The organism is Vibrio sp. OPT24 (genome assembly GCF_015163545.1).
GTDB classification, from domain to species: domain Bacteria; phylum Pseudomonadota; class Gammaproteobacteria; order Enterobacterales; family Vibrionaceae; genus Vibrio; species Vibrio cyclitrophicus.
Genome location: NZ_JADDYI010000049.1, coordinates 179,588 through 191,175, shown reverse-complemented (window position 1 = coordinate 191,175; position 11,588 = coordinate 179,588). Strand labels below are relative to the sequence as shown.

At 44.4% G+C, this 11,588-nt stretch carries 10 protein-coding genes; 9 read left to right on the top strand and 1 reads right to left on the bottom strand.

The features are described 5' to 3' along the window. Positions 1–16 precede the first annotated feature (16 nt). From ubiE to tatC, 6 genes are all read left to right on the top strand, one after another. Positions 17–796 (top strand): bifunctional demethylmenaquinone methyltransferase/2-methoxy-6-polyprenyl-1,4-benzoquinol methylase UbiE, encoded by a 780-nt coding sequence (gene ubiE, locus IQO02_RS13615; protein WP_026012235.1) that lies wholly within the window; start codon positions 17–19, stop codon positions 794–796. 98 nt (positions 797–894) lie between these two features. Beyond that, on the top strand, positions 895–1,500 hold the full coding sequence (locus IQO02_RS13610) for a ubiquinone biosynthesis accessory factor UbiJ (protein WP_016768252.1): 606 nt from the start codon (positions 895–897) through the stop codon (positions 1,498–1,500). Then, positions 1,497–3,131: a ubiquinone biosynthesis regulatory protein kinase UbiB gene (gene ubiB / locus IQO02_RS13605; protein ID WP_010433475.1), complete on the top strand. Its 1,635-nt coding sequence runs from the start codon at positions 1,497–1,499 to the stop codon at positions 3,129–3,131. The genes IQO02_RS13610 and ubiB overlap by 4 nt, the downstream gene beginning before the upstream one ends. A 54-nt stretch (positions 3,132–3,185) precedes the next feature. Beyond that, positions 3,186–3,440, top strand: coding sequence for a Sec-independent protein translocase subunit TatA (gene tatA, locus IQO02_RS13600; protein WP_004735565.1), 255 nt, complete (start codon positions 3,186–3,188; stop codon positions 3,438–3,440). 3 nt (positions 3,441–3,443) lie between these two features. Then, entirely contained in the window at positions 3,444–3,851 is a 408-nt protein-coding gene (gene tatB, locus IQO02_RS13595) for a Sec-independent protein translocase protein TatB (RefSeq protein ID WP_016768253.1), read from the top strand. 148 nt (positions 3,852–3,999) lie between these two features. Continuing rightward, positions 4,000–4,758, top strand: a complete 759-nt coding sequence (tatC, locus tag IQO02_RS13590; RefSeq protein ID WP_010433482.1) for a twin-arginine translocase subunit TatC — start codon at positions 4,000–4,002, stop codon at positions 4,756–4,758. Positions 4,759–5,065: 307 nt separating this feature from the next. Here tatC and IQO02_RS13585 read toward each other — a convergent pair whose 3' ends face one another. Further along, positions 5,066–5,830 carry a TatD family hydrolase gene (locus IQO02_RS13585; protein ID WP_016768254.1) on the bottom strand — a complete coding sequence of 255 codons (765 nt, stop codon included), beginning with the start codon at positions 5,828–5,830 and terminating at the stop codon, positions 5,066–5,068. A gap of 208 nt (positions 5,831–6,038) precedes the next feature. On the opposite strand from IQO02_RS13585, the gene hemB reads away from it, so the two are divergent. The 3 genes from hemB to polA all read left to right on the top strand — a co-directional run bounded on the left by hemB (position 6,039) and on the right by polA (position 11,087). Further along, positions 6,039–7,082, top strand: coding sequence for a porphobilinogen synthase (gene hemB / locus IQO02_RS13580; protein ID WP_010433487.1), 1,044 nt, complete (start codon positions 6,039–6,041; stop codon positions 7,080–7,082). Positions 7,083–7,160: 78 nt separating this feature from the next. Then, positions 7,161–7,595 carry a GNAT family N-acetyltransferase gene (locus tag IQO02_RS13575; protein ID WP_016787704.1) on the top strand — a complete coding sequence of 145 codons (435 nt, stop codon included), beginning with the start codon at positions 7,161–7,163 and terminating at the stop codon, positions 7,593–7,595. Between the two features lie 678 nt (positions 7,596–8,273). Further along, positions 8,274–11,087, top strand: coding sequence for a DNA polymerase I (polA, locus tag IQO02_RS13570; RefSeq protein ID WP_102364216.1), 2,814 nt, complete (start codon positions 8,274–8,276; stop codon positions 11,085–11,087). Positions 11,088–11,588: the final 501 nt, after the last annotated feature.

Sequence of the window (11,588 nt, the reverse complement as noted above, 5' to 3'; positions counted from 1 at the left end):
CATGGTAGATAACAGCATTATGGACACAAGCGTGCAGACAAATTCAGCAGTAGAGTCGGAAACCACACACTTTGGTTTCGAAACCGTCGCAAAAGACGAAAAAGTCGCGAAAGTAGCAGAGGTATTTCACTCTGTAGCCGCTAAATACGACATCATGAATGACTTAATGTCGGGTGGTGTTCACCGCTTGTGGAAGCGATTCACGATTGATTGCAGTGGCGTACGCCCTGGTCAACGTATTCTCGACCTTGGTGGTGGTACTGGTGACCTTACTGCGAAATTCTCGCGTATCGTTGGCGAAAAAGGCCACGTGGTTCTTGCTGATATTAACAACTCGATGCTGAATGTTGGCCGCGATAAGCTGCGTGATAGCGGTATTGTTGGCAACGTACATTACGTACAAGCGAACGCTGAAGAACTACCATTCCCTGACAACTACTTCGATTGCATTACTATCAGCTTCTGTCTGCGTAACGTAACCGATAAAGACCAAGCGCTGCGTTCAATGTACCGCGTACTTAAGCCGGGTGGTCGTCTGTTGGTTCTTGAGTTTTCTAAGCCAGTACTTGAGCCTTTATCAAAGGTTTACGATGCATACTCTTTCCACCTATTGCCAAAAATGGGTGAGCTGATTGCTAACGATGCAGACAGCTATCGTTACCTTGCAGAATCTATCCGCATGCACCCGAACCAAGAAACCTTGGAAGGTATGATGCAAGAAGCGGGTTTTGAAAATACGAAATACTTCAACCTAACGGGCGGCATTGTAGCGCTGCACCGTGGTTACAAGTTCTAGTCGAACTTGGTAGCAAGCTCGTAGAGCACGCTAAAAAATAAGAATAAAGATAGAACGGATAGGTTAAGGCTTATCCGTTTTCAAAGGTAAGGACAGTCATGCCATTTGATCCATTGGTCACCGCAGTTATTGAAACCTCTTTAAATACTTTCGTGAACGATGATCCCGCCTTGGTTCGTCGTTTGTCTCGTTTAAAGGGACAGATCATTCAAGTTAATTTGAAAGAGTTGAACAAAACACTCACCTTCGTTTTCAGTCAACAGATCGATGTGTTGTCGGAGTATGAAGGGCAGCCTGATTGCTACCTATCTTTGAATTTATCGGTGTTACCGGAACTGCGTGAGCAATCGAACATCACTAAGCTGATCAAACAAGATAAGTTGATTCTAGAAGGTGATATTCAACTGGCGCAGAAGTTTGCTCAACTGATGACAGACTGCAAGCCAGACTTGGAAGAGTGGTTATCTCGTGCGACTGGTGATGTGGTTGCGCATACCTTAGTGCAAGGTGTTAAAAACGTCGGTGGTTTTGTGGCGAAGCAAGCCACTAAGCATCAAAACCATGTTGCTCAGGTTCTGACAGAAGAGTGGAAGATTGCTCCAGCCCCGTTAGAAGTGGTGCACTTTTGCGACCAAGTTGATGACGTAAAAAGCTCAGTAGCACGCCTTGAAGCTAAATTGAACGCTCTGTTGGAGAAAGCATGACCCCAGCAGAACTGAAACGTCTTTATCATATTATCAAGGTACAGTTAGAGTACGGCCTTGATGAGTTGATGCCTGAGCACCAGTTAACGAAAGCCCCTTTGCTGGCGAGAAAGTCACTGTTTTGGCTTAAGAACAAACATCAAGATAAAGAGTTAGGTCAGCGTTTACGTCTTGCTTTGCAAGAGTTAGGGCCAGTGTGGATCAAGTTTGGTCAAATGATGTCGACGCGTCGTGACCTGTTTCCTCCTCATATCGCTGATCAACTCGCTTTATTGCAAGACCAAGTCGCTCCATTTGACGGCGCGTTGGCCAAGCAAGATATGGAAAAGGCACTGGGTGGTAGCCTAGATAACTGGTTTACCGACTTTGATATCGAGCCACTGGCTTCAGCTTCTATCGCTCAGGTGCATACTGCGAAGCTTAAAGAGAGCGGCCGCGAGATTGTTCTGAAGGTAATTCGCCCTGATATTCGCCCGGTGATTGATGCAGATCTAAAACTGATGCACCGAATGGCGCGTATAGTCGCTAAGTCGCTTCCTGAAGCACGTCGTTTGAAACCTGTTGAGGTGGTTCACGAGTACGAGAAAACGTTACTTGATGAACTGGATCTGCGCCGTGAGGCAGCGAATGCGATTCAACTGCGACGTAATTTTGAAGGCAGCGAAGAGCTGTATGTGCCAGAAGTTATTCCTGATTTAAGCAGTGAAACCTTGATGGTGTCAGAGCGAATCTATGGTATTCAAGTTTCAGATATTGAAACACTGAATGCTAACGGCACCAACATGAAGCTGCTGGCTGAACGCGGTGTGACGGTATTTTTCACCCAAGTGTTCCGCGATAGTTTTTTCCATGCAGACATGCACCCAGGTAACGTATTCGTTAACCCTGAAAATCCAGACAACCCTCAGTGGATTGGTTTGGATTGTGGCATTGTCGGCACGCTCAACAGCGAAGATAAGCGCTATTTAGCCGAGAACCTGCTGGCTTTCTTTAATCGAGATTACCGTAAAGTTGCGGAGCTTCATGTGGATTCGGGTTGGGTTCCACACGACACCAACGTCAACGATTTCGAATTCGCGATTCGTATGGTGTGTGAGCCGATTTTTGCAAAACCACTTGGCGAGATCTCATTTGGCCATGTGTTGCTAAACTTATTTAATACAGCAAGACGTTTCAACATGGAGGTACAACCTCAGTTGGTGCTTCTGCAGAAGACCTTGTTGTACGTCGAAGGCCTCGGTCGCCAGTTGTACCCGCAACTTGATTTGTGGGCAACGGCTAAGCCTTTCCTTGAAACCTGGATGATGAATCAGGTGGGGCCGCAAGCTGTGATTAATGCAGTAAAAGAGCGCGCGCCATTCTGGGCAGAAAAACTGCCAGAGCTGCCAGAGTTACTTTATGACAGCTTGCGTCAAGGTAAAGCGATGAATCACAGAATGGATCAGCTTTATCAAGGCTACCGAGATAGTAAGCGTCAGCAAGCAACTGGAAAGTTTTTGTTTGGCGTTGGAGCAACTTTAGTCGTATGCTCCGCAATATTAGTTTCAAGCCCTTATGAGCAGCTATCTATGGGCTGTGGCATCGCAGGTGTCACATTTTGGCTGCTAAGTTGGCGAGCTTACCGTCGTTAGACAGTAGACTTCCTTAATATTTTTTATGTGTAGACAGACCCGAGGACAATGACAATGGGTGGTATCAGTATTTGGCAACTTCTAATCATTGCTGTAATTGTAATTTTGCTATTCGGAACAAAGAAACTGCGCGGTATGGGCGGTGACTTAGGTTCAGCGGTTAAAGGCTTCAAAAAAGCAATGAGCGATGAAGATAAGCCTGCAGATAAGAAAGATGCAGACTTTGAACCAAAGAATATTGAACAGCAGAAGAAAGAAGCGAGCGCTGAAACAACTGCTGAAACAAAGAAAGACAAAGAGCAGGCGTAAATCGTGTTTGATATCGGTTTTTGGGAACTGGTATTAATATCTGTCGTTGGGTTAGTGGTTTTAGGGCCTGAGCGTTTGCCCGTTGCAATTCGCAGTATCTCCAAGTTTGTTGGGCAAGCGAAAAGCATGGCAAATAGTGTGAAAGATGAACTTTCTCATGAGCTTAAGGTGCAAGAACTGCAAGAAAACCTACGCAAGGCGGAAAAAATGGGTATGGAAGATTTATCTCCAGATCTAAAAGCATCAGTTGATGAACTCAAGCAAGCCGCTGCTGAGGTTCAACGTCCGTATGCTAAGCCTGAGTCTGATAAGCCAAGTGAGACTAAACCTAGTGTCACGGAAACTGTGGAATCTGAAACCATTCAGATCAACAGCGAAGCTTCAGCACCGTCAGATAAGAAAGCCGAATAGTCTCGCAAGGAGGAGTCGCCGTATACTTGAATCGCTAGATGTTTAAATAGATAGCTATTCAAGTAAATAACTATTCAAGTTGATACCAATTCAACTGGATAGATAGGTGCGCGGCTCCTTTTCGATCTTCCTGTTTAAGAGGTTTGACATGTCTTCGACTGAGCAGACACAGCCTTTAATTAGCCACCTTCTAGAACTACGTAATCGCCTACTACGTGCGATTGTCGCGGTTCTGGTCGTGTTTGTCGGGCTAATTTATTTTGCTAATGATATTTATGAATTTGTATCAGCACCTTTGGTAGATCGCCTACCTGAAGGGGCGACGATGATTGCGACCGATGTTGCATCGCCATTTTTCACACCACTGAAATTAACCTTAATCGCGTCTATTTTTATCGCGGTTCCGTTTATTTTGTATCAGGTGTGGGCTTTTGTCGCTCCGGGCTTATATAAGCATGAAAAGCGCTTGATCATGCCGTTGTTGGCTTCAAGTTCATTGTTGTTTTACTGTGGTGTGGCGTTCGCTTACTTCGTGGTATTCCCATTGGTATTTGGCTTTTTTACGGCCATATCATTAGGGGGAGTTGAGTTCGCAACCGATATATCGAGTTACCTTGATTTTGTACTCGCGTTGTTCTTTGCCTTTGGTATTGCTTTTGAAGTACCAGTCGCGATTATCTTGCTATGTTGGACAGGGGCGACAACGCCTAAAGCTTTGTCAGAAAAGCGTCCTTACATCGTCGTCGGTGCTTTCATTGTTGGTATGATGCTGACACCACCCGATATGATCTCGCAAACCCTGTTGGCGATTCCAATGTGTATTCTGTTTGAGATTGGTCTGTTCTTTGCGCGTTTTTATGTGCGTAAACCAGAAGAGGGTGATGAGGAAGAAGAGGCTGAATCTTAATTGGCAAAGAGCTGATCGTTAGAGCCCAGCAGCAAAAAATCACATAATAAAAAAGCGGCTATTGGCCGCTTTTTTATTATGTTTTGTTTATCGAATCTTTAACTGATAGCCACAGTTTTGGCATATATAGAGCTCTTTGATACCCAAAATTTTATGCCATAGGGTTCGATGTTGACGTTGTAAGTATTGTGAGTGGTCACACATATCTATTATCCCCATATGAATGCGGTTGATAATAGACTCATTGCCTTTTGTTCTCAAATATTATTTGTTAATACAATTAATTTAATTTAATTTACTGATAAATCTATAATAAATTGAATAAATCTCTCGCATTTTTAGTGGTTAACGCGTCAACCTCTTCAATCGTCATGCCTCTAAGATCGGCTATTCGCTGTGCAACCAACTCCGTGTACGCTGGCTCATTCCTCTTACCGCGATTGGGTGCCGGTGCTAAATACGGACAATCAGTTTCAAGAATGATGTAATTCATATCAAGGTGAGGGATTACTTTGTCCATGCCTGAGTTTTTGAACGTCGACACGCCTCCTAAGCCTAAATGAAAACCTAACGCATTGATTGCTTGAGCTTCCTCTAAGCTGCTGCCAAAGCAGTGAAACACACCACGTAAGCTGCCGTCTTGTTCTTGGCGAAGTAGTGCGAGTGTTTCTTCAATGGAATCACGGGTGTGGATGACGACAGGTAGGTCGAGGTCTTTTGCCCACTGCAATTGGGTGACGAAGGCCATCTCTTGTTCTGCTTTAAAGGTTTTATCCCAGTACAAGTCGATACCAATCTCACCTACGGCGATAAAGTCATGCTTATCAAACCAAGCTCGAACGGTTTTGAGGGTCTGCTCGATATTTGCATCTACGTAACAAGGGTGCAAACCCATCATTGAACGACATACCTCAGGAAACTGAGCCTCTGTCGCTAGCATTGGCTCGATAGATTCTAAATCGATGTTCGGCAGCAGAATGGTATCAATACCTTGAGCAAGCGCGCGTTGCACGACTTGTTCACGGTCTTCATCGAATTCGCTCGCGTAAATATGGGCATGGGTATCGATCATTGTTTTGTCCTGAAAGCGGTCTTTACTGAATTGTCATGAGTATACGGCAGTGTGAGGAGAAGGTCATTTTTTGCCATTTCTCCCTGTTTTTGAGTGGGTTTTATATTTTACTGTTAGCGTCCTGAGCCATCAGTGATATGCTTTTGCCTGTATTTTGCACTTTTCATATCTAAGCATTTCGGTGCTTAGACTAGGCAAGGAGAATCTAGTGTCTGTTTCAATTCAAGGTCAATTCCCAGGTCGCCGTATGCGCCGTATGCGTAAGCACGACTTTAGCCGTCGCCTAATGGCAGAAAATCAATTGTCTGTGGATGATCTAATCTACCCAATGTTTATTCTTATGGGTAAAGAGCGTCGTGAGCCTGTAGAGTCAATGCCAGGCGTTGAACGCCTGTCTATCGATCTTATGCTTGAGGAAGCGGATTACCTGTCAAAATTGGGTGTTCCTGCAATTGCTCTGTTTCCGGTAGTGAACCAAGATGCTAAAAGTTTATGCGCGGCTGAAGCTCATAACTCAGAAGGTTTGGTACAACGAGCAGTACGCTTACTCAAAGAGCACGTGCCAAATATGGGTGTGATTACTGACGTAGCACTGGATCCGTTCACTACACACGGCCAAGACGGCATCATCGATGAAGATGGTTACGTGATGAATGACGAGACGACTGAAGTCTTGATTAAGCAAGCACTATCACACGCTGAAGCGGGTGCTGATGTGGTTGCACCGTCGGATATGATGGATGGCCGTATTGGTAAAATCCGAGAAGCGTTAGAAGAAGCTGGCTACATTCATACCCAAATCATGGCGTACTCTGCAAAGTATGCATCGTGCTACTACGGCCCATTCCGTGATGCAGTTGGCAGTGCTTCGAACCTGAAAGGTGGTAACAAGAAGAACTACCAGATGGATCCAGCCAACAGCGATGAAGCGATTCATGAAGTCGCGATGGATCTTAATGAAGGTGCGGATATGGTGATGGTGAAACCAGGCATGCCTTACCTAGACATCGTGCGCCGTGTTAAGCATGAACTGCAAGCTCCAACGTTTGCTTATCAAGTATCTGGTGAGTATGCGATGCACAAAGCGGCGATTCAAAACGGCTGGCTGAAAGAGCGTGAAACCGTCATGGAGTCACTGTTGTGCTTTAAGCGTGCTGGCGCTGATGGCGTCCTGACGTACTTCGCTAAAGATGTCGCAGAGTGGCTTGCTGAAGATAACGCACAAGCTGCTGAGCACCTGCAAGGCAAGTAAGTACGATCAAGCAAATCATATGATCACCAAAGGGTTGGCCGTTGTGCCAGCCCTTTTGTTTTATGAGGATGAAACAAGATGTCAATCATCGTACGTGAAGGTTCGTTAGAAGAGGTCGTCTCTGTTGTTGAACAGATCTCCGAGTTTGCTAAGAACGAAAGCGTTGCTTCTCTTGCAGAGCGGCTTGCTGGGAAAAAGAGCCTGATTTTAGTGGCTGAAGACGATGACGTGCTGCTTGGTTTTAAGATCGGTTATGAATTGGATCAGCACACTTTCTATAGCTGGTTTGGTGGCGTGTTACCGATCGCAAGGAATAAAGGTGTTGCACAGGCGCAATTAGATACTCAAGAACAGTGGGTGAAGCAACAGGGCTACCAACAGCTAAAAGTGAAATCTCGTAACCAGTTTCCTGCGATGCTGCGTCTGTTATTGAGAAACGGTTACCTAATCGAAAAATTAGAAGAAAAAGAAGACATTAATGCCCATAGAATCCATTTTTTGAAGCAAATTTGAGCACTGCTGTTAACGGTTTATAAATTAAATGAGATTTATTATCATTTAAGTGTTGACTATTAAATGAGAATCATTATTATTAACTTTGTCTTAGGGAATGAGGAAATGTTCACAAGGATGTTAAGTACTCAAGTGTCAACTTGGTTACCCAACAGAATTCTCGCGAACTTGTACTAAGTTCTTTTTGACACGACATTGCTCACATTGCTTCCAGTGTAATTTATAGCTTTTAGGTAAAGCTGTGGTATTCAATTTGAATGGCTTTACCGGTTTTTGCTAGGCGACATCTTCGGGTGTCGCTTTTTTTATACCTTCATTTCAACAAGATGCATATTTAGTGGCACATATTTTTATGAATAAAACGCCATCAGTATTCTTTTCCACAACGCAAGATCGTAAAAAGATCGTTGATCATATGTTCGATCTGTAATTTTATTCTTTACTTTCATGAGCTTATTGTTGTTTTATTGCTTGTTGTGCTTAGTTTTCAACAAGGTGGATAAATAATATAAACAGAGTTATCCACAGAACGCTTGCGTCTAAGAACAAAAAATAACAACAAATCGATTATATCGAACACAACCGAGTGAACGGATACAGATCGACAACGTGGAATCCAACCAACAGACGTGGCATTCTTAACAGATAATTTCTGTACTTACTGGATACACAAACATTATGGCTCGTATTCCTGATAATCCATTGATTCTGATCGATGGCTCTTCTTACCTATATCGCGCGTTCCATGCCTACCCTGGCACCATGAGCAATGGTGATATCCCTACCAACGCTGTTTACGGTGTGGTTAACATGCTACGCAGCATGATGCGTCAATTTGCTTCTGATCGTATTGCGGTTATTTTTGATGCGAAAGGAAAGACGTTCCGTGATGACATGTACCCAGAGTACAAAGCAAACCGACCACCTATGCCTGACGATCTTCGTTGTCAGATAGAGCCTCTGCACAATGTTATTCGTGCGATGGGTTTACCACTTATCTCTATTCCTGGCGTTGAAGCGGATGACGTAATTGGTACGCTGGCTTCTCAGGCTTCAGCTCTCGGTATGCCTGTGCTTATCAGTACTGGTGATAAAGATATGGCGCAATTGGTGGATGATAACGTTACTTTGATCAACACCATGACCAACGTAGTGATGGATCGTGAAGGTGTTATCGAGAAGTTTGGTATCCCGCCAGAGTTGATCATCGATTATCTTGCTCTGATGGGCGATAAAGTGGATAACATTCCGGGTGTCCCGGGTGTCGGCGATAAGACTGCAACCGCATTGCTGCAAGGCATCGGTAGTATCGAAAAGTTGTATCAAAATCTTGATGATATTGCGGCACTTGGTTTCCGTGGTTCGAAAACCATGGCTAAGAAGTTAGCTGATAATAAAGCTAATGCTGATATGTCCTATCAGCTCGCAACAATCAAACTGGATGTTGAGCTTGAAGAGACGCCTGAGTCATTAGTAAAAGCACAACCCAATATCGATGAGCTGATTAAGTTATACGGTCAACTGGTCTTCAAATCTTGGTTGAATGAGCTACTTGAAGGTGGCAGTGGTGTCGTTGAGGCGGCTGAAAAATCTGCCGCAGCGGGAGCTGGATCAGTACGTAGCAGCGCTTCTGCAACAACGTCTACTGTAGAGATGAATACATCTGCCGTGACGATTGATCGCAGCAACTACGAAACCATCCTCGATGAAGCGTCATTCAATGTTTGGCTAGAAAAACTGAAAGCGTCTGAAGTATTTGCTTTCGACACGGAAACAGACAGCTTAGATTACATGTTCGCGAACCTTGTTGGCTTGTCATTCGCAACCGAAGAAGGCGTTGCCGCTTACGTACCTGTTGCCCATGATTACTTAGATGCACCGCAGCAGCTGGATCGCGATTGGGTACTTGAACAGCTTAAGCCAATTCTCGAAGATGATTCACAAGCAAAGGTAGGACAAAACCTGAAGTACGATATGAGTGTGCTAGCGCGCTACGGTATCGATATGAAGGGGATTAAATTCGATACCATGTTGGCGTCATACGTTTTCAATAGCGTAGGTGGTAAGCATGATATGGACAGCTTGGCACTGCGTTTCCTACAGCACAGCTGCATCTCATTTGAGCAAATCGCAGGTAAGGGTAAGAAACAACTTACTTTTAATCAAATTGAACTGGGTGAAGCTTCTCCGTATGCCGCGGAAGATGCAGACGTGACACTACGTCTTCATAACCGCTTGATGGAAAACATCAATCAAGATGAAAAGCTTAAAACCATCTATGAAGAAATTGAAGTCCCGCTGATTCCTGTCATGTCTCGCATTGAGCGCACTGGCGTATTCATCGATGACATGTTGCTAGGCGCTCAATCGCAAGAGATTGCGGTTCGTCTGGACGAACTAGAGCAGAAAGCTTACGAGATTGCAGAGCAAGAGTTCAACATGAACTCGCCAAAACAGCTGCAAGCGATCCTGTTTGAGAAAATGGGTCTGCCTGTTATCAAGAAAACGCCATCAGGGGCACCTTCAACCAACGAAGAAGTGCTGCAAGAACTGGCGCTTGATTACCCGCTACCTAAGTTGATTATTGAGTATCGTGGCCTTGCGAAACTGAAGTCTACCTATACAGATAAATTGCCGAAGATGATCAACGCTGAAACAGGCCGTGTTCACACGTCTTACCACCAAGCGGTGACAGCAACGGGCCGTTTGTCTTCGACTGATCCAAACCTACAGAACATCCCAATTCGAAATGAAGAAGGTCGTCGTATTCGCCAAGCCTTCGTTGCACAACATGGTTGGAAGATCCTAGCGGTCGATTACTCTCAAATTGAATTGCGTATCATGGCGCACCTATCGGGTGATAAAGCGTTACTAGAAGCATTCCAACAAGGCAAAGATATCCACGCGGCAACGGCTGCTGAGATTATCGGTGTGGCCATTGATCAAGTTACCACTGAACAGCGTCGTCGTGCTAAAGCCGTTAACTTCGGTCTTATCTACGGCATGAGTGCTTTTGGTTTGGCTAAGCAACTGGGTATTCCTCGTGGGGAAGCACAGCACTACATGGACACTTACTTTGAACGTTACCCTGGCGTAATGCAGTACATGGAAGACACACGCAGCGCGGCTTCAGAGCAAGGCTTCGTTGAAACCATTTACGGCCGTCGTTTGCACCTTCCTGAAATTCAATCTCGTAATGGTATGCGTCGTAAAGCGGCTGAACGCGCAGCGATCAACGCGCCAATGCAAGGTACAGCGGCAGATATCATCAAGAAAGCGATGTTGTTAGTCGATGAGTGGATTCAAGCCGAAGGCGATGGTCGTGTGAAGCTATTGATGCAAGTACACGATGAATTGGTGTTTGAAGTGGAAGAGTCAGCTTTAGCCGAAATTGAAAGTAAAGTACAACAATTGATGGAATCCGCGGCAGAACTAGAAGTGCCGCTTGTGGCGGAAGCTGGCCACGGTGACAACTGGGATCAAGCCCACTAATCAGTTTTTGACCTTATTAAGCAAATTAGTATGAGCCAGTGCACAAACACTGGCTTTTTTTTGTCTCGAATAAAGATGAGCTGTGAAAAGAACTTAGATGTTTTAATAAAACATTCATGAAAAAAAACTACAAAAATTGTTTTCATTTCTGAGCAATTGTTGTACATTAAATCTTGTAGGGTACAGAGGTAAGATGTTCTATCTTTCAGACCTTTTGTTTCACGTTATTGGATTAGGCTGATTCAGCCGCCCCAGTCAGTATTTGACTGGGGCGTTTTTTCTTGTGCGAAAGAAAAATTTTTCCAACCTACGATTACTCCCGTAAACCCGCCCTTTTTAGTGTCTTTTCTTACGCTTTCTCAAGCACAGTGATAAACACCTGATTTGCCTTAGATCTGGAACTCGATCAGCATTTGGTAATTTAAATCCATCTCTAATTTGATTGTTTTATCATTTGAAATAACTTTTATTTTACAAATGGTCGGTAAAAGATAGGTAAGT

Coding starts and splice junctions, on each gene's coding strand:
- IQO02_RS13610 (WP_016768252.1), top strand. CDS start 895: ATGCCATTTGATCCATTGGTCACCGCAGTTATTGAAACCTCTTTAAAT.
- ubiB (WP_010433475.1), top strand. CDS start 1,497: ATGACCCCAGCAGAACTGAAACGTCTTTATCATATTATCAAGGTACAG.
- tatA (WP_004735565.1), top strand. CDS start 3,186: ATGGGTGGTATCAGTATTTGGCAACTTCTAATCATTGCTGTAATTGTA.
- tatC (WP_010433482.1), top strand. CDS start 4,000: ATGTCTTCGACTGAGCAGACACAGCCTTTAATTAGCCACCTTCTAGAA.
- IQO02_RS13585 (WP_016768254.1), bottom strand. CDS start 5,830: ATGATCGATACCCATGCCCATATTTACGCGAGCGAATTCGATGAAGAC.
- IQO02_RS13575 (WP_016787704.1), top strand. CDS start 7,161: ATGTCAATCATCGTACGTGAAGGTTCGTTAGAAGAGGTCGTCTCTGTT.
- polA (WP_102364216.1), top strand. CDS start 8,274: ATGGCTCGTATTCCTGATAATCCATTGATTCTGATCGATGGCTCTTCT.